Consider the following 25,383-nt stretch of genomic DNA (forward strand, 5'->3'; position numbering starts at 1 on the left):
CCTCGACTCATGAGGGAAATGATAAAATTTTGTACAATTCATTCATTTTCATCATGAATCACGGGAGCTTCATGGACTTCGATACCGCCCTGCTGCGCGCCTTGGTCGCCGTAGCGGACACGGGCGGCTTTACGCGCGCCGCCGAACGGCTGCACCTGAGCCAGTCCGCCATCAGCCACCAGATCCGCCGCCTGGAAGAGCAAGCAGGCACCGCGCTGCTGCTGCGCACCACGCGCAGCCTGCGCCTGACGGAAGATGGCGAGGATTTTCTGCGCCACGCGCGGCAGATCCTGGCCGCGCAGGAGGCGCTGTCGCGGCGTTTCCAGCGCTCCTCGATTGCCGGCGCCGTGCGCTTTGGCGTGCCGGAAAATTTCATGGGCGCGCGCCTGCCCGCCCTGCTGGCGCAGTTCGCGCACCTGTTTCCCGCCGTGCGCCTGGATGTGACGGTGGGCACCTATCTTGACTTGCAGAAACTGGTCGCCGCCGATGCGCTGGACCTGGCCGTCGTCATGGCCCTGGCCGATGGGCAAGATGACGCGGCCGTGCTGCGCCGCACGCGCTTCGTCTGGGCAGCGGCGCACGATTTCCGCCACGACGGCGCGCTGCCCCTGCCGCTGGCGTTTTCGCCGGCGCCGTGCATGCACCGGCAAGTGGGCGTCGACGCCCTCGACGGCGCCGGCCTCGACTGGCGCGTGGCGTTCACCTCGCCCAGCCAGCAGGGCTTGCGCGCCGCCGTGCTGGCCGGGCTGGCGATCACGGCCCTGCCGCAGGGCGACCTGGAGCCAGGCATGATCGTCATCGATGGCCAGCATGGCTTGCCTGCCCTGCCCGCCGCCCAGTTCCAGCTCGTCTGGCGCGCCGCTGGCAGCACGGCGGCGGCCGACGCGTTCGGGCAATTGCTGCGCGAGTGGTCAGCCGGGGCGGCGGCATGACAGCACCAGCAGCGAGGGCAGCATGGCGCTGTACAGGGCGATGGGCCGCATGACCGGGCAGACATAGTCGCCACGCGAACATGCGTTTACCGTGCGGCGGCGCAGGTCTATAGTGGCATCTTCCCCACCTTTTCAAGGACAGGATCGCCATGAAACTCTTTTACTCGCCGGGCGCCTGCTCGCAGGCACCGCACATCATCCTGCGCGAAACGGGCACGCCGTTCACCCTCGTGAAGGTCGACCTGAGTCAGCACCAGACGCAGGAAGGCGGTAATTACTACGAACTCAATCCGAAAGGCCAGGTGCCGCTGCTGGCCCTCGACGATGGCAGCACCTTGAGCGAAGGCCCCGTCATCGCCCAGTACATCGCCGAACAGGCCGGCAGGCAGGATCTGCTGCCGCCGGTGGGCAGCTTTGCCCGCTACAAGGTGCTGGAATGGCAGAACTACATCACGTCCGAGCTGCATAAATCGTTCAGTCCCCTGTTCGATCCCCGCTACGACGCCGCCACCAAGGCCTTGTTCATCGAGCAACTAGGCAAGAAATTCAAATGGGTGGACAGCCGGCTGCAAGGCCAGGCTTACCTGACGGGCGACACCTTCACCGTAGCCGACGCCTATCTGTTCGTCATCACGGGCTGGGCGCCGCGCGTGGGCGTGGATTTGTCGGGCCTGGCCAATGTGCAGGCCTTCCTGGGCAGAATGGCCCAGCGCGACAGCGTCAAGGCTGCCTGGGAAGCGGAAGGATTGACCAAGGCGGCTTGAACGCCGTGGCCCGGTGCACGGCTCAGGTTTTTTCCGCCTTGCCGTGCATCACCATGATGGTTTGCTGCATCAGCGCGCACAGTGTTTCCTTGCCATCGCGCACGGCGAACACTTCGGCCTGCGTGACGATCAGGGTGCGGCCCGGGCGCACCACCTTGCCGCGCGCAATCAGTTTCTCGCCATCGGCGGGCGCCAGCAAATTCATCTTGTATTCCACTGTCAGCACGGAAGCGCCGTCCGGCACCATGGTCATGGCCGCGTAGCCGGCGGCCGAGTCCGCGATCATGCCCACCACGCCGCCGTGCACGAAGCCGTGTTGCTGCTCGATGCCGCGCCAGTGCGGCACGTGGATTTCCGTGCTGCCATGTGCCACCACAGGCAGGCTGGCCTGGATCAGGGTCATGGCGTTCTGCAGCGCAAAACTGGCTTGGACTTTTTCGGCGAAGTGCGGGGCGGGAAGACGGGACATGGTTTTGCGCTTTCAGGATAAATGCCGCATGGAAGGGATCATGCGACTGTACCTGTTTATGGCCGGCACCGGCCATCCGCTGTCGTCATTTTCACCAATTGCGATGCACAGACCGCGAAGTGCCCGGTCCACGCCCCGCTGTGCGAAAATGCCCGCCTTCGCCATTGCCGGACTTTACTCATGCCGCACGCTGCCCTCGCCACCCTTGCTACCCTTTCCGAGCGCGACGCGCGCCGCATCGCGCGCCATGCGCCGGCGGCCGACGCCGCCCGCTTTTTGCATCCGGCCCAGCAGGCCTTGCTGCACCGGCGCGGCTGGCTGACGATGCTGGCGCCGCGCAGCGCGGGCGGCGCCGAGCTGCCCCTGCCGCAAGTGGTGCGCCTGGAAGAAGCCGTGGCCGCCGTCGACGGCAGCATGGGCTGGGTGCTGACCCTGTGCGCGGGCGCGGGCTGGTTCGCGGGCTTCCTGGAACCTGAGCTGGCGCAGGCCATTATCGGCACGCCGCGCGTCTGCCTGGGCGGCAGCGGCGCGGCCACCGGTTTTGCCGAGGAAGAAGGCGACGGCTACCGCATCACGGGCAGCTGGGACTACGCCAGCGGCGCGCCCATGGCGACCCACTTTACCCTGAACGCCCGGCTGCAGCGCGATGGCCAGCCCCTGCTCGATGCGCAAGGCCAGCCGCGCATCCGCGCCTTCCTCGTGCCCGCCGCGCTGGTGCAGCTGGTGCCCTCATGGAACAGCCTGGGCATGCGCGCCAGCGCCTCGCACAGCTACCGCATCGACGGCCAGTGGCTTGCCAAGGAACACGGTTTCACCATCGATGCGACCACCGCGACGGCCGGCGGTCCCCTGTACCGCTACCCCTTCTATTCACTCGCCTACGTGACCCTGGCCGCCAACGTGGCCGGCATGGCAGCGCATTTCATGCAATTGGCCGAGGAATGCATGCGCCACCGCCGCCATGCGCGCGCCGGCTTGCCGCTGCTGGACGTGCCGGACGTGGCCGCCATGCTGCAAGACAAGAAAGACAGCTGCGCCGCCGCGCGCGCGCGTTTTTACGCCGTGCTGGACGACAGCTGGGCAACGGTGGCAGGCGGCGCGGTGCTGGACGACAACGCCATGCAAGCCGTGCAAGCCGCTTCGCTGGCCCTGGTGGCCGCCGCGCGCTCAGCCGTCGATGGCTTGTATCCGTACTGCGGCCTGTACGCAGCCCGCGAAGACAGCACCATCAACCGCGTGTGGCGCGATTTTCACACGGCCAGCCAGCATGCATTGCTGCTGCCCTGACAGGCGCATGGCTGAAAAGGCTGCCGGACGCCATGCGGGCCGGATTGCCTGATAATATGGGGGCATTGTTACTTCTCGCTACCCTATCCATGCACGTCAACACGCTCAGCAGCCTGGCTCAACTCCTGGCCAGCGCCGAAACGGAAACCCTGGCATTTCCCACCAGCATCAACACGGCCCTGCTCCTGCAAAAGGAACTGGCCAACCCCGATTGCCACTCGGCCGACATCAGCCGCCTGCTGCTGTGCGAACCGACCTTGTCGGCGCGCGCCGTGGCGCTGGCCAATTCGGCCATGTTCGCGTCCGGCCAGACGCCCGCCATCACCAGCGTGCGCGCCGCCGTCGAGCGGCTGGGCCACCGCAACCTGTATGCGCTGGCGACGGCGGCCGTCATCCGCCAGCTGAACGCGGGCATCCGCGACGAAGCCTTGCGCGCCCGCGCCACCCAGCTGTGGGCGCACACCGTGCACGTGGCAGCGCTGGCGCATGCGCTGGCCGGCGCCGTCACGCACACGGATGCCGATACAGCCCTGTTCGCCGGCATCGTGCATGAAGTGGCCGGCTTCTATTTGCTGGCCCAGGCCGACAAGACCCCGGGCCTGTACGCCCACCTGGAAACGCAGATGGCGTCCACCCTGGAAGTGATCGGCCGCTCGCTGATGCGCCAGCTGGGCGTGCCGCTGCCGGTGGCCGATGCCGTCAACGCCTTGCCCGGCTCGACCATCATGCTGCCGCCCGAGGGCTTGCGCGACACCCTGCTGCTGGCCAAGGCGCTGGCGCCCGTGCCTTCGCCGCTGCCGCAGGCCAGCGTCACCGTCAGCGCGTCGCTGCAAGCCTACCTGGAGCACGATCCCGTGCTGCAGGTGCTGCGCACGCAGCCGTCAGCCGAAGCGAAGGGTCTGATCGAGGTACTGCTCAGCTGATGGCCGATCTGCTATCATGGCGCAGGCCGGGATGGACCCGGCCCGCTTACATTGATGTGCACTGGAAAACTGCCTTGACTACCTCCCTACGCATGCTCGGCCTGGCCGCAGCTTTGACCATGGCGTGCAACGCCAACGCCGACAGCTTCGTTTCCTCGGCCTCCAGCGCCGGCTCCCAGTCGAGCGGCAGCATTTCCGATTCGCTCAACGGTTCGAGCAACAGCTCCTCGCGCGACAACAAGGTGGCCAATGGTCCTTACCGCATCATCGACGTGGCCGCCCTGCCGGGCCGCGACGGCATGACGCGTCTGACCATGCAAGCCGACGCCACGGCAACGCCGCTGGTGCTGGACTTGCCGCAAGCGGCGCTCGACAAGCAGCAGCTGGCGCAGGGCGACGTGGTGCATGCGCAAAATCGCGCCTATGGCATCGAATTCTCGCGCAACGACACGCGCGCCGCCTTCTTCCTGGTGCTGGCCGACGACTGGTACGGCGAAATGGCCACGCGTCCCGTCAGCCTTTGATTCCAGGTGTGACCCTGCGCAAACTGGCGCGGCTGCTGGCCGGCTGCGCCGCGCTGGCCGTGGCCGGTGCCGCCCAGGCAGGTACTTCGCTCGCCTCGTCGCGCTTTTGCGACCGCGCGCAGGAACTCACGGCAACCGAGCAGGATCGCCTGTTGCGCTTTGCCGCCGTGGTGCGCGAGGAACTGGCGGCCAGCGAAGGCAGCGTGGCGCTGATCAGCCGCTCCGGCCTGGACCTGGCCCGCTTCGGCATCCGCTATTCGCATGCGGCGCTGGCCTGGCGCCACGACAATGACAATGGCTGGTCCGCGCGCCAGCTGTACTACGCCTGCGACGAAGGCCGCCCGCGCATCTTCGACCAGGGTACGGCCGGTTTCGCCATGGGCACGGCAAACCCATCTCTTGGCTACATCTCTGTCGTGAAACTGCCGGCGGAAAGCGTGCCGCCCCTGCGCCGCGCCCTGCTCGACCCCGTGCGCGTGCAGCAGTTGCTGGCGGGCCGCTACAGTGCCAACGCCTACGCCTTCAGCCTGAAATACCAGAATTGCAATCAGTGGGTGGTGGAATTGCTGGCCTCGGCCTGGGGCGAGCTGGCGGCCGGCGGCGACTTGCGCGCGCGCGCCCAGGACTGGCTGCGCGCCGCGCCTTACAACCCCGCCGCCGTCGACGTGGGTGCGCGCTGGCTGATGCTGGGATCGATCTTCGTGCCGCTGGTGCACATGGACGACCACCCACCCGAGGCCATCGGCACGATGCAACTGGCGGTAAGCCTGCCGGCCAGCCTGGAAGCGTTCGCACGCCAGCGCCTGCCCGCCAGCGAGCGCGTGGAAATCTGCCACGACGGCAGGCAGGTGGTGGTGCACCGGGGCTGGGAACCCATCGCCGACGGCTGCGTGCCCGGCCCGAACGACCGCGTCATCGCCCTCGACGATACGCCGCACGACAGTCGCTGACGACAGTCCCTAAGCAGCGGCGAGCGCCGCTTCTACCTGATCGAGCAAGTGTGCTGGCTCCAATCCCTGTCCCATGCGGCGGGCCACCTCGCCGCACGCCAGCGCCACTTCAGGCGCGGCCAGCAGTCGCGCCAGCTGCCGTTGCATGCGCCCGGCCGACAAACGCCTGGCCAGCAAGACGTCGCCCACGCCGAGCCGTTTGATCCTCCAGCCGTTATCGAACTGGTCGTAGGCGAACGGCACAATCAGCTGCGGGATGCCCGCGCGGAAGGCGTCCGCGCTGGTGCCGATGCCGCCGTGGTGCACCACAGCCGCCACGCGCGGCAGCAGCGCCGCAAACGGCACGTGCGCCTGCCACATGACGTTCGGGGGCAAGTGTTGCGGCACCTGCGCCGCATGGGGCGTGAGGAACAGGCCGCGCCGTCCCAGCCGCCGCAACACTGCCAGGGCGATGCTGAAATAGCGCTGCGCGTGCTGGTGCCCGGTACCGGGCGTAAACACGATGGGCGGCTCGCCCTCGCCCAGAAAGCGTTCCAGCTCCGGCGGCAGCGCCGCCGCGCCATGCGGGGCGGAGCCGGGGAAACCGGTTTGCACGAAATGCGCTGGCCAGTCCGCCTGCGGGGCGGCGAACCAGGCGGGAAACAGCCCCAGCGAGGCATCCGGCGCGGCCAGCATGTGCGCAAAAAAATGCGCTTCGGGAGGCAGTCCGTGCTGCGCGCGCGCGCCGTTCAGGCCGGGCAGCAGCACCGGGTCGACCATGCCGCGGTGGAGCAGCCGCCACAGGGCCTGGCGCCATGCCAGCGGCACCCAAGCGGGAATGCGCAGCGAGCCGGCCGCCAGGAAATCATGGCTGCTGCACAGGTTCGATGGCGCCAGATAGGCCGCGACGATGCGCAGGTCCGGGCGCACGGAGCGTGCCAGGGCGGCCATCGGCACGAGGAAGGGGTGGCACAGCACCACGCACTCCTCACCGTCAGGCAAGCCTTGCACCACGTCGCGCACGGCGCCCAGGTGCGGCACGAGGCCGCGCCACACCACGCCCCAGCCCTTGCGTTCATCCCACAGGCCCGGATCGCCCAGCATGGCCTGGCCCTCTTCCTGCGTGCCGAAGGTGCGATACGCCAGCCCTGAGGCCAGCGCCGCCGCTTCCTGCCAGCCTGGCACCAGCAGCAGCACGCGCCGCCCCCGTTGCTGCAAGGCCTGCGCCAGCGCGATAAACGGTTGCATGTCGCCGCCGGTGCCGCTGCTGGCAACGATGACGAGCGGCGCTGGCGTCAGATGGCCATCAGCCATGCCGCCCTCCGTGCCTGGTGCAGGTGTGCAGTGCAACATGAGACAAGAACGTAGGGTGCATGGGAATCTTTCCTAGTTGAAACATCCAACGATGGTAAGCGATGAGCGTTAGCATTTCAATCATTATCTGACCGAAGCATGACGCTTTGCCAGTCGGCAGATGCTACACCGCCAGTTGCAGGACCATGTCCCACTGGTCGATACCGGGCCCGAAGCCGTCCGGCGTCACCTTCACGGGCTCGAAGCCGAAGCGTGCATAAAACTGCTGCGTATGCTGGCTGGTATTCATGGTGACCCTGGCCACCTGCGGCATGGCGCGGATGGCGTCCAGGCGCGCCTGCGTCAGCGCGCGGCCCAGTCCCTGGCCCTGCACGTCCTGCGCCACCATGCCCCAGCACAGGCTGGCGACGCTGCCACCCGCCTCCAGCGCATGGCCGCCGCAGGCGACGATGTTCCCGTCGCGTTCGATGACCAGATACGGCTGCGTCGATGCTTCCAGCCAGGCGACAAAGCCGGCGCGCTCGGACGGGTCGAAAAAGCGCGGCGTGTTGCCGTCGAAGAGGGCCAGGCAGGCGTCGCGGTCGCTGGCCGCGTAAGGACGTACTGTTTGCATTTTCTGTACTCAAAAGAACATGAACGCCGATGATAGGCGATGCGCATTCATGCCAGCTGTTCCGGGCTGACGACATGCACGCCCGGCGCGCCGGCCAGCGCCGCTTCCAGCAAGGCGCTGGCGATGCGCGGCGCGGGATTGATGCGCCAGCGGCGCGGCAGCACGGGCCCCAGCACGCGCAGCAGGCGCAAGGCGGCGCCCTCGCCCGCGCGCGCCACGTCGCGCTCGCCGCCAATCAGGCCCGGCCGCACGTGCGTGAGCGAGGCAAAACCCAGCTGCTCCAGGTCGCGTTCCAGCTCGCCCTTGACGCGGTTGTAGAAGATGCGCGAAGCGGCGTTGGCGCCGGCGGCCGAATTGAGCGCATACGTGCGCGTGCCGGCCGCCAGCGCCAGGCGCGCCACGGCCAGCGGATAGTCATGGTCCACGCGCAAGAACGCCTGCCGCGTGCCGGCCACCTTCATGGTCGTGCCCAGGGTGCAGATGACGGCGTGCGCCTGCCACCACGGTGCATCGGCCGGCAATTGATCGAAATCAACGAGAGGCGCATGCAGTTTCGCATGGGGCGGCAAGGCCTTGCGCACGGGCGCCACCACCGTGCTGACGCGCGTGTCGGCGAGCGCCAGGCGCAGCACTTCGCGGCCCACCAGGCCGGTGGCGCCCACAAGCAGTAATTTCATGGCTTTCCAGTTAAAGTTGCTGTCAGCCACCACCATACACGGAACTCAGGACAAGCGCAGCGCCAGTGCGGCCAGGGTCAGCAGCAGCACGGGCACGGTCAGCACGATGCCGACACGGAAATAGTAGCCCCAGGAAATGTGGATGTTCTTGCTGTCGAGCACATGCAGCCACAGCAAGGTGGCCAGGCTGCCGATCGGCGTGATCTTCGGTCCCAGGTCACTGCCGATGACGTTGGCGTAAATCATCGCTTCGCGCACGGCCCCCTGCGCCGTCGTCGGGTCGATGGCCAGCGCGCCCACCAGCACCGTCGGCAGGTTGTTCATCACGGACGACAACAAGGCCGTCAGCACGCCCGTGCCCATGGCCGCACCCCATACGCCGTACTGGGCAAAGTGGTTCAGCATGCCCGTCAGATACGCCGTCAAGCCCGCATTGCGCAAGCCGTACACGACCAGATACATGCCCAATGAAAAGACGACGATATGCCACGGCGCATGGCGGATCACGTGGCGCGTCGAAATCACGTGGCCCTTGCCCGCCACGCCCAGCAGCAGCGCGGCGCCCACGGCGGCGATCAGGCTGATGGGCACGCCCAGGTGTTCCTGCGAGAAAAAGCCCACCAGCAGCAGCGCCAGCACCAGCCAGCCGGCGCGGAAGGTGGCCAAGTCACGGATGGCGGCGTGCGGACGTTTCAGTTGCGAGGCATCGTAGTCGCGCGGAATATCCTGGCGAAAAAAAAGCAGCAAGACGCCCAGGGTGGCTGCCACGGCGACGACGTTGACGGGCACCATCACGGAAGCGTACTCGGCAAAGCCGATCTTGAAGAAATCGGCCGAGACGATATTCACCAGGTTCGACACCACCAGCGGCAGGCTGGCCGTGTCCGCAATAAAACCGGCCGCCATGACGTAGGCCAGGGTGGCTCTGGTGGAAAACTTCAGCGCCCGCAGCATGGCGATGACGATGGGCGTCAGGATCAGCGCGGCGCCGTCATTGGCGAACACGGCGGACACCAGCGCGCCCAGCAAGACCAGCAGCACGAACAGTTTTCTGCCGCTGCCGCCGCCCCAGCGCGCCACGTGCAGCGCAGCCCATTCGAAAAAGCCGGCCGCGTCGAGCAGCAGGCTGATGATGATCACGGCGATGAAGGTACCGGTGGCGTTCCACACGATATGCCAGACGACGGGGATGTCGCCCCAGTGGATGACGCCGGCCAGCAAGGCGACACCAGCGCCGATGACGGCGCTCCAGCCGATACCCAGGCCGCGCGGCTGCCAGATGACCAGGGTTAATGTGGCGAGAAAGATCAGGAAAGCGATGAGCATGGTGTCAGTTCCGGTCACTGGTGCATTTAATTATTCCATAATACTGGAAATATTGAATTAAGCCAATGCCGTATCAATGCCGCCGCGTCCCTGCGCGCCTGCTATGCGGGAAACTCTCCGCAGGCGTAGCAATCCCACAAGCTGTCGATAAAGGCGCTATCGAATGCGACGGCGTCCCTGACATCGAGCGCCGCATCCCAATCGCGCTCCGGCCCGAAGATGCTTTCAAAAAATACACCGTCGTTGATCTTGCTTAAAAGATCGCTGTCTCGCATGATTTCTCCTGAATGAAGCCATTGCAGGGGGGAGCAGATCCGCGCTGCTACTCTTCCAGCCCTCCCCCCAGCGCCTTGTACAGGGCCACGGCCGACTTGAACTGGTCGCGCCGCGCGTCGAGCAGGGCTTGCTGCGCCGCATACGACTGGCGCTGCGCGTCGAGCAATTCCAGCCGGCTGTCCTGCCCCGCGTCGTAGCGCAGCTGCGACAGGCGCTGGCGCTGCCGCGCCGCCACCACCACGCGTTCTTGCGCATCGATCTGCTGCGCATACGTGGCGCTGCCCGCCAAACCGTCGCGCACGTCGCGGAAAGCCGCCTGGATCGCCTGCTCGTATTGCAGCACGGCCACGTCCTTGCGCAGGCGCGACAGTTGCAGCTCCGCGCGCAACTGGCCGCCCTGGAACAGCGGTTGCGTCACTTGCGGCGCAAACGACCAGCTGCGCGCGCTGCCGCGGAACAAGTCACCGAGTTGCGGACTGGCCAGGCCCAGCTGCGCCGTCAGCGACAGGCGCGGGAAGAAGGCGGCGCGGGCGGCGCCGATTTCCGCATTCGCCGCCACCAGTGCATATTCGGCCTGCAAGATGTCGGGCCGGCGCGCCAGCAAGTCCGACGGCAGGCCCGGTGGCAGCTGCGTCAGCACGGGCTGGCCATCGAGCGGCCGGCCAGCGGGCAAGTCCGTTGGCAACGGCGCACCCAGCAGCAATTCCAGGTTGTTGCGCGCCAATAAGCTGGCCCGCTCGCGCGCCTGCACGTCCGCTTCCGCCGTGGCCGCCTGCCCTTGCGCTTGCGCCACGTCCAGCCCGCTGCCCTGCTGCGCGCCGTGCAGGCGCTGCGTCAACAGCAAGGCCTGGCGCCAGTCAAGCAGGGTTTGCCGCGCCAGCGCCAGCTGTTCCTCGGCCAGCCGCTGTTCCAGGTAGGCGTCGGCGACGGCGCCGATCAAGGCCATGTGCGCGGCGCGCTGGCCCTGCTGCGTGGCCAGGTAGCGCGCAAACGCGGCGTCCGACAAGGAACGCAGGCGGCCGAACAGGTCGATCTCGAACGCGCTCATGGCGATGCCGGACGTGAACGTGTTTTGCACCTTGGCATCGGTGCCGCGCTGGCGCACGCCGCCCGCATTCGCGGCTATTGCCGGGTAGCGGCCCGCATCCTGTATCTGGTACTGGGCCCGCACGGCTTCCACGTTGAGGGACGCCACGCGCAAGTCGCGGTTGTTTTCCAGTGCGATATCGACCAGACGCTGCAGGCGCGCATCGAACAGCATCTGGCGCCAGCCCAGGTCGGCCGCAGTGTCGCCCGTGGCTGACGCGGCGACCTCGGCATAGGCAGCTGGGATAGGCGGCGCCGGTTTGACCAGCGGCGGCGTCAATGAACAGGCCGACAAGACCAGCGCGGCCAGGGGCGTGATGAAAATCAAACGCATTACAACTCTCCTTCCACCGCTTTGATGGCGGTGCGATTACTGCGTTTGTTGAAGTACGTGCCCATCTTGTCGACGGTGCCCAGCACCACGACAAAGAACACGGGCACGAAAAACACGGCCAGCACGGTGGCGGTGATCATCCCTCCGAACACGCCCGTGCCGATCGCATGCTGGGTTTCGGCGCTGGCGCCCGTGGCCAGCATCAGCGGCACCACGCCCAGCGCAAACGCCAATGACGTCATCAAAATCGGACGCAAACGCAAGCGCGCCGCTTCCACCGTCGCCTCGACCAGGCCACTCCCTTGCGCCTGCAACTGGCGCGCATATTCGACGATCAAAATCGCGTTCTTCGCCGACAGGCCGATGATGGTGATCATGCCCACCTTGAAGAACACATCGTTCGGCATGCCGCGCAACATCACGGCCAGCACCGCGCCCAGCAGGCCCAGTGGCACCACCAGCATCACGGAGACGGGAATCGACCAGCTTTCATACAGGGCCGCCAGCACGAGGAAGACCACCAGCATCGACAGCGCCATCAGCATCGGTGCTTGCGAGGCCGATTCCTTCTCTTGCAGCGACTGGCCCGTCCACGCCAGCGCGAAGCCGGGTGGCAATTGCTTCACCAGCCGCTCCATTTCCAGCATGGCGTCGCCGCTCGATACGCCCGGCGCCGCGCTGCCCGAAATGCGCGCCGCCGGATAGCCCTGGTAGCGCACCAGCTGCAGCGGCGACTCGCTCCACACGGGACGCACCAATTCACCCAAGGCCACCATGCCACCCGCGTTATTGCGGATGCGCAGGGCCAGCACGTCGTTCAGCTGCATGCGCGACGGCGCATCGGCCTGGATGATCACCTGCTGCATGCGGCCGGCATTCGGGAAATCGTTGACATAGGTCGAACCCATGGCCGCCGTCAGCATGTCGGCAATGGCTGTAAATGACACGCCCAATGCCTCGGCCTTGGTGCGGTCGATATCGAGGCGCACGCTGGCGCCGGGCGGCAAGCCGTCCGGATACACGCCCGCCACCTTGGCGCTTTGCGCGGCCAGGCCCAGCAGCTGATTCTGCGCCGCCTGCAGGGCGGCGATGCCCTGGCTGGCGCGGTCTTGCAAGCGCATGGAAAAGCCGGACGAATTGCCCAATTCATCGATGGCGGGCGGCATCAAACTCATGATCACGCCCTCCTTCGCCTGCGACATGGCGGCCTGCGCCAGCGCCACCTCTTCCTGCGCCGTGGCGCCGTTGCGCTGTTTCCAGTCCTTCAGCATGGTGAACGCCAGGCCCGCATTCGGCCCCGCGCCGGAAAAGCTGAAGCCGAGGATCGATTGATTTACCTCGATGCCGGGCCGCGTGGCCACGTGCTGCTCGTACAGCTTGACGACATCGAGCGTGCGCTCCATGGTGGCGTCGGACGGCAGCTGGATCGAGGTAATAAAGTATCCCTGGTCTTCTTCCGGCAAGAAGGCCGACGGCAGTTGCATGAAGGCCAGGCCCAGCGCCGCGACGATGGCGCCATACACGACCATCGAGCGGCCCGCGCGTTTGAGCATCGCCACCACGCCCTGTTCATAGCGCGCCGTCATGCGGTCAAACTGGCGGTCGAACCACAGGAAAAAGCCCTTCTTGTCATGATCGTGCGGACCGATGGGTTTGAGCATGGTGGCGCACAGGGCCGGCGTCAGGGTCAGGGCCAGAAACGCCGAGAACAAAATCGACACGGCCATGGCCAAGGTGAACTGGCGGTAGATGGCGCCCACGGAACCGCTGGCCAGCGCCATCGGGATGAACACGGCCGTCAGCACCAGGGTGATGCCGACGACGGCACCCGTAATTTCACGCATGGCTTTTGACGTCGCTTCCTTCGGCGACAAGCCCTCGGTGGCCATCAGGCGCTCGACGGCTTCCACCACCACGATAGCGTCATCGACGATGATGCCGATGGCCAGCACCATGCCGAACATGGTCAGCACGTTGATGGAATAGCCGGCCAGCAGCATCACGGTAAAAGTACCCATCAGGGCAATCGGCGCGACGATGGCGGGAATCAGGGTGTAGCGTATCTTTTGCAGGAACAGATACATGACGAGGAACACCAGCACCATCGCCTCCAACAGCGTGACGATGACCTTCTCGATCGAGATTTTCACGAACGGCGCCGTATCGAACGGTACCGAATACTTGATCCCGGCCGGCATGGTGTGCGCCAGTTCGGCCATGCGCGCACGCACGGCGGCCGCCGTCTGCACGGCGTTGGCGCCCGGCGACAGCATAATGGCGGCGCCCGACGCGGCTTGCCCGTTTTCGCGGATGCTGAAGTTGAAGCTTTGCGCCCCTAGCGACACTTTCGCCACGTCGCCGATGGTCACTTTCGAGCCATCCGCATTCGCGCGCAGCACGATGGCGGCAAATCCGGCCGGCGTTTGCAACTGGCCCTGCACCGTCAGCGGGATGGTGACGCGCTGGCCTTCCACGGCCGGCGAATCGCCCAGGCGGCCCGGCGCGATCTGCGCATTTTGCTGCGCGATGGCGGCCGTCAGTTCGCCCATGGCGATGTTATACGACACCAGCTTGGCCGGATCGACCCAGATGCGCATGGCCCGCTCGGAACCGAACAGCTGCACCTTGCCCACGCCGGGAATGCGGCGCAGTTCTTCCGTCACGTTGCGCGCCAGGTAGTCGCCCAGCGCCACTTCATCGTGCTGGCCCTTCTCGGAAATCAGGCTGACGATCATCAAAAAACCCGATGATGCCGATTCCACCGTCAAGCCGTTTTGCCGCACCGCTTGCGGCAGGCGCGGCTCGATGGCTTTCAGGCGGTTCTGCACATCCACCTGCGCCATTTCCGGGTTCGTACCGGGCTGGAAGGTGACGGTGATCGAGGCCGAACCCGAGGTATCGGTGGACGACTCGAAATACAACAGGTGCTTGACGCCCGACAGTTCGCGTTCGATCAGGCCCACCACGGAATCGTTCATGGTTTGCGGCGTGGCGCCAGGATAGTTGGCGCTGATGCTGACGCTGGGCGGCGCCACGGAAGGAAAACGCGCAATCGGCAATTGCGGTATGGCGATCAGTCCGAACAGGACGATGAAGACCGCCACAACCCACGCAAAAACGGGGCGGTTGATGAAAAATTGAGGCATGTCGTTAGGCTTTCATTGTATTCAAAGTGTGCATCAACGGGCCTTGGCGGCAGCCGCCGTTGCCACGACAGCCGGCTTCCACGGCTGCGGCGCGGCGGTGGCGCCCGGCTGCAAGCGTTCCTGGCCTTCGATGACGACGGTGTCGCCCGCCTTCAAGCCGCCGTTGACCACGTACTGGTGCTCGACCACGTCGCCCACGGTAATCGGTTTCAGGCTGGCTTTGTGCGTGCCATCGAGCACCCAGGCCTGGGCCTGGCCATCGCTGCTGCGCAAAACGGCTTGCTGCGGCACCAGCACGCCATTGGCTTGCACGGCGCGCGCGATGCGGGCGCGCACGAACATGCCGGGCAAGAGCTGGCGCTGCGGATTGTCGACCAGCACGCGGATGACGGCGTCGCCCGTGCCCGCATCGACGCTGATGCCGGAGAACAGGATACGGCCCGTGACGGGATGCGGCTGGCCATCGACGCCTAAAATGGTCACGGGCAGCTTGTCCGCGCCGCCGTTGCTGTCCGAACCTGAGGCTCGCAGCGCGGCCAGCGCGGCGGCCGGCTGGCGCACGTCGACATACACCTTGTCGATCTGCTGGATGCGCGCCATCGGCGTGGCATCGGCCAGGCCCACCAGCGCGCCTTCCGTCACCATTTCGGAGCCGATGCGCCCGGCAATCGGCGCCTCGATGCTGGCAAAGGCCAGATCCAGGCGGCGCCGCGCCAGGCTGGCGCGCGCCTGCGCCACGGTGGCCACGGCTTGCTCGCGCTGGGCCACGGCATCGTCATATGCCTGGCGGCTGATAGCGTCCGCTTCCACCAGCGGTTTTAATCGGTCGGCCTGGCTGCTGGCGCGCTTCGCCGTGGCCACAGCATGCTGCAGCGCGGCGGCAGCCGAATCGACGTCCGCCTGGAATGGCGCGGGATTGAGCTGGAACAGCTTCTGCCCCGCCTGCACCTCGGCGCCCTGTTCGAACTGGCGCCGCAGCACGATGCCGCCCACCTGCGGGCGGATGTCGGCCGTGCGGAAAGCCGCCACCCTGCCCGGCAATTCGTCGCTGAGGACGACGGGCGCCGCTTGCAGCTTGAGCACCGTGACAGCGGCGGGCGGCGCCGCGCCTTCTTGCGGCGCGGGTTTGGAACAGGCGGCAAGGCTGAGCAGTGCCGCGGCGATCAACATGTTTTTCTTGGTGAGGTGGCTCGGATGCATGGTCTTTTCTATGGCAGATCCCAACCGGCGGTCCGGTCGACAGATACGCGCAGCATAAAAGCCTTGCGTGGATATTCCGTCAAAGAAATGTGGAGATTCGATGGAGATAAAGAAGAATGCTAGACTATTTGGATGAACTATCATCACAGCGCCAGCCAGCCCTCCTTCCTTGCCACCACGCCGCCTTCCGCCCTCGTCCTGATTGCCGAAGATGAACCGCAAATCGCCCGCATCCTCGCCGGCTACCTGGAGCGCGACGGCTACCGCACGGCTTTCGCCCTCGATGGCCAGGAAGCGCTGCAGCAGCACCTGGCGCTGGCGCCGGATCTGCTGCTGCTCGACGTGCAAATGCCCAGAGTCGACGGCTGGGGCGTGCTGACGGAAGTGCGGCGACGCGGCGAAACGCCCGTCATCATGCTCACGGCGCGCGACCAGGATGCCGACAAGCTGGCCGCCCTGCGCGTGGGCGCGGACGACTACATCATCAAGCCCTTCAATCCGGCCGAAGTGGTGGCCCGCGTGGCGGCCGTGCTGCGCCGCTCGCGCGTGCGCCACCACCCTGTGGGCGGCCAGCGCCTGCGCTGCGGCCCCATCGACATCGACCAGGAAACGTATGTGGCCAGCGTGCTGCGCGATGGCGCGCCCGTGCCCTTGAGCCTGACCTTGACGGAGTTCCGCCTGCTGGCGCACCTGGCGCGCACGCCGCGCCGCGTCTGCAGCCGCCTGGAATTGCTGGAGTCGTGCATGCCCGAGAGCAATTCGATGGAACGCACGGTGGACAGCCACGTCAGCAAGCTGCGCAAGAAGCTGGAAGAAGCGGGCGTGATGAACATGCCGGCCAGCCTGCGCGGCGTGGGCTACCGGCTGGAAAGCGACTGATGCGCTTCACGGGCCTGAACCGGCAGATCGTGCTGTCGATGTCCGTGCTGATGGTCAGCAGCATCCTGATCATCTGGATGGGCTCATGGATCTTCTTTGCCGTCGCCTTCAAGATCGACCCCGACATGCTGTCCGAACCGGACGACTGGTCGCCCAGCACCGTCGAATGGCTGTGGATCTTCGCCATCACCATCTTCGGCCTGGGCCTGGCGGCCTTTTTCGCCATCAAGCTCGCTTCGCGCATCCTCAAACCGATCAATTCCGTGATGGACAGCGTGCGCCGCGTGGCGCATGGCGACCTGTCCGCGCGCGCCTTCGCGGGCGACCGCAGCCTGGGCGAGACGGCCATGCTGGTCGATGACTTCAACAGCATGGCCGAGCGCCTGCAGCGGGCGGCCAAGGAAAGCGAAACGTGGAATGCGGCCATCGCGCATGAATTGCGCACGCCCGTGACCATCCTGCGTGGCACCTTGCAAGGCGTCGTCGATGGCGTCTTCAAGCCCGAGGAAGTGCCGTTCTCCAGCCTGCTGGCGCAAGTCGAGGACCTGGGCCGCCTGATCGAGGATTTGCGCACCCTGAGCCTGGCTGACAGCGGCCACATGCAGCTGCGCATGGCGTGGACGGACCTGACCCTGGAAATCGAGGAAGTGCGCCGCCTGCTGGCGCCGGAAATGGAGGCAGCCGGTTTTAGCCTGCAATTGCACCTGTCCGACCATCCCGTCTGCTGCGACGCGGCGCGCATCCGGCAAATCGTGCTGGCCCTGCTCGACAACGCGCGCCGCTATGCGCATCCGGGCCTGCTGCGCGTGCGCACGCGCGTGCAGGCCGGCCAGTATTACCTGAGCGTCGAGGATGCGGGGCCCGGCATTGCCGAGGAACTGGCGCCGCACGTGTTCGAGGCGTTTCGCCGCGGCGACAGCGACGGCGGCGACCTGCATGCAGGCAGCGGCCTGGGTCTGGCCGTGGTCGAAGCCATCGCCCGCGCGCACGGCGGCAGCGCGGCCTGCACGCGCGGCAAGGCGGGCGGCAGCGTGTTTACCATCAAGTGGCCGGTCGAGCATGGGGCGCCGCCGGCCGCCGCCTGACTATATCGCTGGCGCGCGCAGCATGTCGACGAAGGCGCGCAAGACGGCCGGCATCTGCCGCCGGCTCGGGTAGTACAGGAAGTAACGGGACGGCGGCGGCAAACAGCGCTGCAGCACGCACGCCAGATGCCCCGCCGCGAGATCGGCGCGCGCATCGGCCGCGTACACATACGCCAGTCCCGCGCCATCGCGCGCCGCGCGCAGCATCAGTGCATCGTCGTCGAACACCAGCGGGCCATTGACGGCGATGCTGACGGCATCCCCCTCCTGCCCGAACTCCCACGCATACTGGCGCCCGCTGGGAAAACGCCGGCCTATGCAGGCATGCGCCAGCAAGTCGCGCGGCGTGGCTGGCGCGCCATGCGCCGCCAGGTAAGCGGGTGACGCCACCACCACGAACGGTTGCGGCGCGCCTACGGGCACGGCAATCATGTCGGCCGCCACCTGTTCGCCGAAGCGGATGCCAGCATCAAAACCGTCGCGCACGATATCGATCATGCCGTCATCGGTGACCACGTCCACCTGCACGCGCGGATAGCGCGCGACAAAACCGGCCAGCATGGGCGCCAGCAGCAGCCGCGCGGCCGGACGGGGCACGTTCAGGCGCAGCTTACCTGCAGGCACATCCTGCAAGGCGCTCACGTCCAGCAAGGCATCGTCGATTTCGCGCATGGCCGGCGTGAGGCGCGCCAATAGCTGCTGCCCCGCCTCGGTCGGCGTGACGCTGCGCGTGGTACGGTTCAGCAGGCGCACGCCCAGTCGCTCTTCCAGCGCGCGCAATGCGTGGCTGAGGGCGGAGGCGGACACGCCACGTTCGAGCGCCGCCTGGCGAAAGCTGCGCAGGCGGGCAACGGCGGCAAAGGCCGCCAATTCATTCAGATCAGCCATCATTCATGAGTTTCATTCAGTAATCCATGCAGGATTAACCATCTTATCGCATGCTGTTGCTTCACCCATACTCCTTGCATCTTTTTTTGAAGAGGAGTAAAAAATGGAACACAGAACACTGGGCAACTCCGGCTTGCGCGTCGCCCCCATTGGCCTGGGCTGCATGGGCATGAGCTTTGCCTACGGCGGCGCAGACGAGGCCACCTCGCTGCGCGTGCTGCACCGCGCCGTGGACATGGGCGTGACCCTGATCGATACAGCGGAAGTCTACGGACCCTACGCCAACGAGGAACTGGTAGGGCGCGGCCTGAAGCAGATGCGCGGCAAGGTCCACATCGCCACCAAATTCGGCTTCAAGATCTTGCCGCACGGCCAGGGCGTGGAACGCATGGCGGGCGTGGACAGCCGGCCCGAACACATCGTGCAAGCCGTGGAAGCGTCGCTCTCCAGGCTCGGCATCGAATGCATCGACTTGCTGTACCAGCACCGCGTGGACCCCGCCGTGCCCATCGAAGACGTGGTCGGCACCATGGCGAATCTGGTGCGCGCAGGCAAGGTGCGCCACCTGGGGCTGTCGGAAGTGTCGGCCGCCACCCTGCGCCGCGCCCACGCCGTGCATCCGATTGCGGCCGTGCAGTCCGAATACTCTCTGTGGAGCCGCGACGTGGAAGCCGAGGTGCTGCCCGCCTGCCGCGCGCTGGGCATCGGCTTCGTCCCTTACAGCCCGCTGGGCCGGGGATTTTTGACGGGCCAGCTCACCTCCAGCCCCGCACTGGCGCCCGACGACTACCGCCACAGCCTGCCCCGCTTTCAGCCTCCCGCGATGGCGGCCAATGCGGCCCTGGTGGCCGAACTGCGGCGCCTGGCGGCGGCGCGCGGCGCCACGGCGGCCCAGCTGGCCCTGGCCTGGCTGCTGGCGCAAGGCGACGACATCGTGCCGATTCCCGGCGCCCGCAGCCTGGCGCACCTGGAAGAAAATGTCGCCGCCGCGCAGATCAAATTAAGCGACGCCGAGCTGGCCGCCATCGGCGCGGCCATCGCGCCCGCCAGCGTGCAGGGCGCGCGCTACCCGCAGCATGAGCTTGCCATGCTTGGCCTGTAGACTACCGTGCATGAGTGCGCTATACCGGTACTTTTTTGTCCAGCGCACTTGAAATGCCTGAATCCGCTATCATTTCCAATCTGAACTATTCACTATGAAAGAGATTGACATGTCCGCACTGCTCGAAACACTGCAATGGCGCTACGCCACCAAGAAGATGGACCCGACGAAAACGGTGCCGCAAGACAAAGTTGAGCGCATCCTGGAAGCCGTGCGCCTGACGGCCAGCTCCAGCGGACTGCATCCGTATGAAGTGTTCGTCGTGACGAATCCGGCCCTGCGCGAGCAGATCAAGCCACACGCGTGGAACCAGTCTCAGGTAACGGATGCCTCGCACCTGCTGGTGTTTGCCGCCTGGGACAATTACACGGTGGAACGCATCAACGCCCGCTTTGACCTGGTCAACACCGTGCGCGGCTTCAAGAATGAAGGCTGGGAAGCGTACCGCCAGCAAATCCTCGCCACGTATCCGCAGCGCGACGCGGAAACCAACTACCAGCACGCGGCGCGCCAGGCGTATATCGGCGTCGGCACGGCCCTGATCGCCGCGGCGCAGGAAAAAGTCGATTCGACGCCGATGGAAGGCTTTGATCCGGCCAAGGTCGATGAAATCCTGAACCTGCGCGAAAAAGGCTTGCGTTCCGTCGTCATGCTGCCGCTCGGTTACCGCGCCGACGAAGGCGACTGGCTGGTGGACCTGAAAAAAGTGCGCCCTGCGCGCGAGCAATTCATCACCGAGCTGGCCTGAGCGTTTTCAGCGCCCCGAGCGTGACTGAAAAGCGGATGCCCTCACCGGCATCCGCTTTTTTTTGCTGTCAGACTGGCTGCGGAAAGCGCACCGTCACTTGCAGTCCCCGTCCCGCCTCGCCGTCGGCCAGCGCGATGTCGGCCTGGTGGTGCTCGGCGATGTGGCGCACGATGGACAGGCCCAGGCCACAGCCCCAGGCGTCGTTGCCGTCGGGACGGAAGAAGCGGTCGAACAGGCGCGCATGGTGCTGGCGCGGCACGCCGGGTCCATTGTCGGACACGCGCAGCAGCGGCCTGCCCTCTTCCAGAGCCGCCTGCAAATCGACCCTGCCGCCCTGCTGCGTGTAGCGCAAGGCGTTATCGATCAGGTTATTCAGCAACACTTGCAAACCGTCGGGATCGGCCTGCACCAGCACCGGGGCCGGAAGCGCTTCCACCACACCCAGGTCGATGGCACGGCTGTCGGCCAGCGCGCTGTGGTCGGCCACGGCCGCTTCCAGCAACTCTCCCAGATCAACCGTTTGCAGCTGGCTGGCCGTCAGCGCCGTTTCATGGCGCGCCAGGCTGAGCAATTGCCGCACCAGGTGCGTGCTGCGGTCCAGCCGTTCGTGCAGCCGCGCCAGCGCCACGCGGCGTTCTTCCTCGCTGCCGGCCCGCTCGGCCACCTGCAGCTGCAGTTTCAATGCCGTCAGCGGCGAGCGCAATTCATGCGCCGCATCGGCGACAAAGGTGCGCTGCGCCGTCAGCGCCACCTCGAATCGCCGCATCAAGCCATTCAGCGCCAGCGCCACGGGCCGCAACTCGGGCGGCATGTCGTCGGCCGCCAGCGGCGTCAGGGCGTCCGGCGAACGGCCCGCCACGGATTCGGCCAGCCGGTGCAGCGGTGCCAGCGCGCGACCCACCACGGCGACGATCAGCAGCGCCAGGATCAGCGCGAACGCCAGCAGCGGCGCGCCGGCGCGCATGGTCATTTGCCAGGCCAGCTGGTCGCGCACGGCCTGCGCCTGCGCCACCTGCACGTAACGGCCGCGCCGCGTCTCGCCATACAGGCGCCAGTCTTCGCCGCGCAACGTGACATCGGCAAAGCCGGCCAGTGCATAGCGCGGCAGTGCCGCTTGGTCAGGCAAGACGGGCAAGGGCTGCCCATCCTCGTCCCACGCCTGCAGCACGAACGCTTCTTCCGGCTCCTGCGCGGCCGGCGCCCCCGTCTGCGGCTCAAACTCGTCGGGCAAGGCCACGGCCAGCTGGCGCAGCTGCAAATCGGCCAGTTCATTGGATTCTTCCAACAGCGAACGGAACAGCGAAATGCCGGCGCCGAGCACGCACAGCAAGGTGGCCGCCAGCAAACCGAGCAGCAACTGGCGGCGGATGGTCAGCAAGATGCTGCCCGCATCTTGTAGCCCACGCCGCGCACGGTCTGGATGCAGTCCGCGCCCAGCTTCTTGCGCAGCTGGTACACGTACACGTCGACAGTATTGCTTTCCACTTCGCTATCCCAGCCGTACAGTTTTTCGCTCAGTTGCCGTTTAGACACCACCTTGCCCGGATGGTCGAGCAAGGCGCGCAGCACGGAAAACTCGCGCGGCGCCAGCTTGACCTGTGCGCCTTCGCAGGTGACGTCGTGGCTGGCCAGGTCCAGGGTCAGCGCGCCATGCTCGATGACGGAGCGCGAACGGCTGACCCGGCGGCGCAGCAGCGCGCGTATGCGCGCCAGCAGCTCGTCGAGGTCGAACGGTTTCACCAGGTAATCGTCGGCGCCGCTGTCGAGCCCCTCGACGCGGGCCCGCGTGCCGTCGCGCGCCGTGATGATCAGCACGGGCAGCTCGGCGCCCCGCGCGCGCGTGGCGCGCAGCACGTCCATGCCCTGCTTGCCGGGCAAGCCCAGGTCCAGCAGCATCAAATCGTAGGCGAAGCCAGCCAGCGCCAGCTCCGCATCGTGGCCATCGCGCACCCAGTCCACGGCATAGCACTCGCCGCGCAAGCCCTCGACCAGGCTTTCCCCGATCATCGGATCGTCTTCCACCAGCAACACGCGCACCCTAGCCCTCACAATCGCACAAAATAGCGACATCTTACCTTGGCTGGCGCAAGCCGGGTGGGCGCTGGCTGCGCTACCGCGGCCATCCGCTCCAGGTGGCAAGGGTTGCCAATGTTCCGGGACGCCTAAGCAGCCTCCTGCGGAGAATTGACGTCAGCCAACGCCGGCGCCGCAGTCAATCTCTTACAGATCCGGGTTGCGGTTCAAGGTCACGTCCCCTTCCGTGGCCGCATGCGAGTCGACAGGCAGCATGGTCACGACGGGCCTGGCGTTGACGTACCAGTCGCTGTCGAACTGGCTGTAGGGATTGGTCTTGCTGATCGCGCCGTCCTGCTGCTGCGTCAGACTGGACTGTGGTTGCTGTGACTGGCGCTCCGGTGTCATCTTCATGTTATCGCCGGCGCCATGGCTGTACACGTCGAGCGGGATTTGATGATCGTAGACGAACGCTTCGGTGGTGCCAGGCACACCCGTCAATACTTGCCAGGCAGGAATTTGGTAATTACTCTGCGGGCTCTGCGGTTTCAGGAACACCAGCACGGTCTTGCCTCGCATCTCTTCCAATTTCACGTTGTAGCTGATGTTAATTTGCGTAACCATCGTTTGCTCCCTGCTGTGGCTCTGCCCGGACTCAAGAAAAACAGCGCCGGACGACGAGTCCGCGATTTCCTCTGGCGCTGGTCATCACTGCAAACGATGCGGCGGCGCTCGCCTGGCACTGGCAGGATCAGGAGCAAGCTGCACAATTGATTTTGGGTAAGTTAATTTCCTAATTGTAATTATATGGGATGGCATGTCTTATAATTCCCTCCAAAAGTAACGCTGACAGGATTGCATTATTCCCAGCGCTATTCAGGCGCGGGGCATGCTTGACTTCTCTGGGCCGATTCATTAACTTGGCAGTAAAAACCGGCGCGCGGTGAGCACCGTATGCCACTGTCACCCACCAACCTGGCCCGCCGGCCTGCCCCACCCCGGCGCCAGTTCCACTGCACGTTTTTACATAGATGGGTCACCAGGCCATGCCGACACACGATCATTCCCCGGCCCATCCGCTGGCCACCGCGCTGGCGCTCTCGCTGGGCGCCGCCGTCGCCCTGGGCCTGTCGCGCTTTTCGTATGGCTTGCTGCTGCCGCCCATGCGCGCCGACCTGGGCTGGTCCTACCTGCTGGCCGGGGCCATGAACACCTTCAATGCGCTCGGCTATTTTCTCGGCGCCCTTGCCACGCCGGCCCTGATGCGCCGCCTGGGCGTGTGGCGACTGCTGATGACCGGCTGCGTGCTGGCCAGCATCTTCATGCTGATGTCGGGCCTGGTCAGCGATACGACCGCCCTGTTCCTGCAGCGCGTGTGTGCGGGCGTGGCCAGCGCCTTCATTTTCATCGCCGGCGGCGTGCTGGCGGCGCGGCTCGGTTCCATGCATAGCCAGCGCGCCGGCTTCTACATCGGCCTGTACTACGGCGGCACGGGCTTCGGCATTGCGCTGTCGGCCCTGCTGGTGCCGGCGGCGCTGGCGGCCGCACAGGAGCATGGCGCCGCGCATGCCTGGCAATGGCCCTGGCTGGCACTGGGCATCGCCTGCCTGCTCGCCACCGCCATCATGGCCCTGCCGGCGAAAGCCATCGGCGAAGCGCCGCGCGCCCTCGACACGCCACGGCGCTTCGCCTGGCGCGATTTCGCCCCCAGCCTGGCCGGCTACTTCATGTTTGGCGTCGGCTATATCGGCTACATGACCTTCGTCATCGCCCTGCTCAAGCAGCAAGGCATGCCACCGGCGCGCATCACCGTGTTCTACACCCTGCTGGGCCTGGCGGTCGTGGCGTCGTCGCGCATCTGGGCCCGCATGCTCGACCGCTACAAGGGCGGCGAATCGCTGGCGATCTTGAATGGCGTGCTGGGCGTGGTGACCATCCTGCCCGCGCTGACCAGCTACGTGCCCGTCGTGTTCCTTTCCGGCCTGGTCTTCGGCGCCGTCTTCCTGTCGGTGGTGGCCTCGACGACGGCCCTGGTGCGGCATAATCTGCCGCAGCAATCGTGGACGGCCGGCATAACGGCCTACACGACGGTGTTCGCCCTGGGCCAGATCGTCGGCCCCATCGCGGTCGGCTGGATCGCCGACGGCCCGGCAGGACTGGAGCGGGGCTTGATCGCCTCGGCCATCGCCCTTTTCATCGGCGCCGCATTGGCCGCGCGGCAAAAGGCGCTGGCGCCGGCCGCATAGTAGACTGCTGGATCGACCACCTGCGCAGAAAGATCACGATGAACACCGATGCACGAAAAGCCCCGGCAACGATGGATGCCGAAACGCTGGAATTCATCCAGGGCCTGTTTGCCCTGGTGCGCGAAGGCGACACGCAGCAACTGGGCGCCATGCTCGCGCAAGGCGTACCCGTCAACTTCCGCAACGAAAAAGGCGACAGCCTGATCATGCTGGCCAGCTACCTCGGCCACCTGGAAACGTCGCGCCTGCTGCTCGAAGCGGGCGCCGACGCCAATGTGCCCAACGACCAGGGCCAGACACCGCTGGCCGGCGTGGCCTACAAGGGCTACCTGGAGATCGCCGAACTGCTGCTCAAGCATGGCGCCAAGGTGGAAGGCGCCAGCCCGGACGGCAAGACTCCGTTGATGATGGCCGCCATGTTCAACCGCCTGGCCATCTTCGAGCTGCTGCTGCAACACGGCGCGCGCATCGATGCCGTGGACAGCCGTGGCATGACTGCCGTTTCGCTGGCCAAGTCCATGAATGCACAGGAGACGCTGGCTCGCCTGCTCAGCCTGGGGCAGACGACAGCGTAGTCGATGCAGGTATCGCCGGCAGTTTTGCGACTGCCATTGGAGAGTTC

Annotated in this window: 25 protein-coding genes; 12 read left to right on the forward strand and 13 right to left on the reverse strand. The window is 66.1% G+C overall.

Features of this window, described 5'->3' with window-relative positions; genetic code table 11:
• Positions 1-71: 71 nt before the first annotated feature.
• Both CLU93_RS26615 and gstA read left to right on the forward strand, forming a co-directional pair.
• Positions 72-932 carry a LysR substrate-binding domain-containing protein gene (locus tag CLU93_RS26615; protein WP_099764618.1) on the forward strand — a complete coding sequence of 287 codons (861 nt, stop codon included), beginning with the start codon at positions 72-74 and terminating at the stop codon, positions 930-932.
• 149 nt (positions 933-1,081) lie between these two features.
• Positions 1,082-1,696, forward strand: a complete 615-nt coding sequence (gstA, locus tag CLU93_RS26620) for a glutathione transferase GstA (RefSeq protein ID WP_099764072.1) — start codon at positions 1,082-1,084, stop codon at positions 1,694-1,696.
• Between the two features lie 22 nt (positions 1,697-1,718).
• Here the strand turns inward: gstA and CLU93_RS26625 are convergent, their stop codons facing one another.
• Positions 1,719-2,165 (reverse strand): PaaI family thioesterase, encoded by a 447-nt coding sequence (locus CLU93_RS26625; RefSeq protein WP_099764073.1) that lies wholly within the window; start codon positions 2,163-2,165, stop codon positions 1,719-1,721.
• 180 nt (positions 2,166-2,345) lie between these two features.
• Here CLU93_RS26625 and CLU93_RS26630 point away from each other — a divergent pair, with 180 nt between their 5' ends.
• The 4 genes from CLU93_RS26630 (at position 2,346) to CLU93_RS26645 (ending at position 5,849) form a co-directional block, all read left to right on the forward strand.
• Positions 2,346-3,452, forward strand: a complete 1,107-nt coding sequence (locus CLU93_RS26630; protein ID WP_099764074.1) for an acyl-CoA dehydrogenase — start codon at positions 2,346-2,348, stop codon at positions 3,450-3,452.
• 89 nt (positions 3,453-3,541) lie between these two features.
• Positions 3,542-4,375: an HDOD domain-containing protein gene (locus tag CLU93_RS26635; protein WP_257225109.1), complete on the forward strand. Its 834-nt coding sequence runs from the start codon at positions 3,542-3,544 to the stop codon at positions 4,373-4,375.
• Positions 4,376-4,467: 92 nt separating this feature from the next.
• Positions 4,468-4,899: a hypothetical protein gene (locus CLU93_RS26640; protein WP_099764075.1), complete on the forward strand. Its 432-nt coding sequence runs from the start codon at positions 4,468-4,470 to the stop codon at positions 4,897-4,899.
• Positions 4,900-4,907: 8 nt separating this feature from the next.
• Positions 4,908-5,849, forward strand: coding sequence for a DUF2145 domain-containing protein (locus CLU93_RS26645; protein WP_099764076.1), 942 nt, complete (start codon positions 4,908-4,910; stop codon positions 5,847-5,849).
• A gap of 9 nt (positions 5,850-5,858) precedes the next feature.
• Here CLU93_RS26645 and CLU93_RS26650 read toward each other — a convergent pair whose 3' ends face one another.
• From CLU93_RS26650 to CLU93_RS26680, 8 genes are all read right to left on the reverse strand, one after another.
• On the reverse strand, positions 5,859-7,142 hold the full coding sequence (locus tag CLU93_RS26650; protein ID WP_180287960.1) for a glycosyltransferase: 1,284 nt from the start codon (positions 7,140-7,142) through the stop codon (positions 5,859-5,861).
• A 163-nt stretch (positions 7,143-7,305) separates the two neighbouring features.
• Positions 7,306-7,755 carry a GNAT family N-acetyltransferase gene (locus CLU93_RS26655; protein ID WP_099764078.1) on the reverse strand — a complete coding sequence of 150 codons (450 nt, stop codon included), beginning with the start codon at positions 7,753-7,755 and terminating at the stop codon, positions 7,306-7,308.
• A 47-nt stretch (positions 7,756-7,802) separates the two neighbouring features.
• Positions 7,803-8,432, reverse strand: coding sequence for an NAD-dependent dehydratase (locus CLU93_RS26660; protein WP_099764620.1), 630 nt, complete (start codon positions 8,430-8,432; stop codon positions 7,803-7,805).
• Positions 8,433-8,477: 45 nt separating this feature from the next.
• Entirely contained in the window at positions 8,478-9,758 is a 1,281-nt protein-coding gene (locus CLU93_RS26665) for an arsenic transporter (RefSeq protein WP_099764079.1), read from the reverse strand.
• Positions 9,759-9,859: 101 nt separating this feature from the next.
• A complete protein-coding gene (locus CLU93_RS28355; protein ID WP_180287961.1) occupies positions 9,860-10,033 on the reverse strand; it encodes a hypothetical protein in 174 nt (57 codons plus the stop codon).
• Positions 10,034-10,080: 47 nt separating this feature from the next.
• Entirely contained in the window at positions 10,081-11,454 is a 1,374-nt protein-coding gene (locus CLU93_RS26670) for an efflux transporter outer membrane subunit (protein ID WP_099764080.1), read from the reverse strand.
• The gene (locus CLU93_RS26675; protein ID WP_099764081.1) at positions 11,454-14,600 is read right to left on the reverse strand and encodes an efflux RND transporter permease subunit; all 3,147 of its coding nucleotides are present in this window, start codon (positions 14,598-14,600) and stop codon (positions 11,454-11,456) included. Before CLU93_RS26675 ends, CLU93_RS26670 begins: the two co-directional genes overlap by 1 nt.
• A 33-nt stretch (positions 14,601-14,633) precedes the next feature.
• Positions 14,634-15,800: an efflux RND transporter periplasmic adaptor subunit gene (locus tag CLU93_RS26680; protein ID WP_099764082.1), complete on the reverse strand. Its 1,167-nt coding sequence runs from the start codon at positions 15,798-15,800 to the stop codon at positions 14,634-14,636.
• A gap of 132 nt (positions 15,801-15,932) precedes the next feature.
• Between CLU93_RS26680 and CLU93_RS26685 the strand changes: the two genes are divergently transcribed.
• Complete coding sequence (locus CLU93_RS26685) at positions 15,933-16,679, forward strand: response regulator (RefSeq protein WP_099764083.1); 747 nt, start codon at positions 15,933-15,935, stop codon at positions 16,677-16,679.
• Positions 16,679-17,764: an ATP-binding protein gene (locus CLU93_RS26690; protein ID WP_099764084.1), complete on the forward strand. Its 1,086-nt coding sequence runs from the start codon at positions 16,679-16,681 to the stop codon at positions 17,762-17,764. The genes CLU93_RS26685 and CLU93_RS26690 overlap by 1 nt, the downstream gene beginning before the upstream one ends.
• Here the strand turns inward: CLU93_RS26690 and CLU93_RS26695 are convergent, their stop codons facing one another.
• Positions 17,765-18,655, reverse strand: a complete 891-nt coding sequence (locus tag CLU93_RS26695) for a LysR family transcriptional regulator (RefSeq protein ID WP_306595302.1) — start codon at positions 18,653-18,655, stop codon at positions 17,765-17,767.
• Between the two features lie 100 nt (positions 18,656-18,755).
• Between CLU93_RS26695 and CLU93_RS26700 the strand changes: the two genes are divergently transcribed.
• Positions 18,756-19,754 (forward strand): aldo/keto reductase, encoded by a 999-nt coding sequence (locus CLU93_RS26700; protein WP_099764085.1) that lies wholly within the window; start codon positions 18,756-18,758, stop codon positions 19,752-19,754.
• A gap of 109 nt (positions 19,755-19,863) precedes the next feature.
• Positions 19,864-20,502, forward strand: a complete 639-nt coding sequence (locus tag CLU93_RS26705) for an NAD(P)H-dependent oxidoreductase (RefSeq protein WP_099764086.1) — start codon at positions 19,864-19,866, stop codon at positions 20,500-20,502.
• A 67-nt stretch (positions 20,503-20,569) separates the two neighbouring features.
• On the opposite strand, the gene CLU93_RS26710 is transcribed toward CLU93_RS26705, so the two are convergent.
• From CLU93_RS26710 to CLU93_RS26720, 3 genes are all read right to left on the reverse strand, one after another.
• Positions 20,570-21,880, reverse strand: coding sequence for an ATP-binding protein (locus CLU93_RS26710; RefSeq protein ID WP_099764087.1), 1,311 nt, complete (start codon positions 21,878-21,880; stop codon positions 20,570-20,572).
• Entirely contained in the window at positions 21,874-22,539 is a 666-nt protein-coding gene (locus CLU93_RS26715) for a winged helix-turn-helix domain-containing protein (RefSeq protein WP_165829425.1), read from the reverse strand. The genes CLU93_RS26710 and CLU93_RS26715 overlap by 7 nt, the downstream gene beginning before the upstream one ends.
• A gap of 183 nt (positions 22,540-22,722) precedes the next feature.
• On the reverse strand, positions 22,723-23,139 hold the full coding sequence (locus tag CLU93_RS26720) for a hypothetical protein (RefSeq protein WP_099764089.1): 417 nt from the start codon (positions 23,137-23,139) through the stop codon (positions 22,723-22,725).
• A 422-nt stretch (positions 23,140-23,561) separates the two neighbouring features.
• Here CLU93_RS26720 and CLU93_RS26725 point away from each other — a divergent pair, with 422 nt between their 5' ends.
• Together CLU93_RS26725 and CLU93_RS26730 are read left to right on the forward strand one after the other, a co-directional pair.
• The gene (locus tag CLU93_RS26725) at positions 23,562-24,761 is read left to right on the forward strand and encodes a YbfB/YjiJ family MFS transporter (protein WP_099764622.1); all 1,200 of its coding nucleotides are present in this window, start codon (positions 23,562-23,564) and stop codon (positions 24,759-24,761) included.
• A gap of 38 nt (positions 24,762-24,799) precedes the next feature.
• On the forward strand, positions 24,800-25,336 hold the full coding sequence (locus CLU93_RS26730; protein ID WP_099764090.1) for an ankyrin repeat domain-containing protein: 537 nt from the start codon (positions 24,800-24,802) through the stop codon (positions 25,334-25,336).
• Positions 25,337-25,383: the final 47 nt, after the last annotated feature.

Source organism: Janthinobacterium sp. 35, assembly GCF_002754575.1.
GTDB lineage: Bacteria > Pseudomonadota > Gammaproteobacteria > Burkholderiales > Burkholderiaceae_D > Janthinobacterium > Janthinobacterium tructae.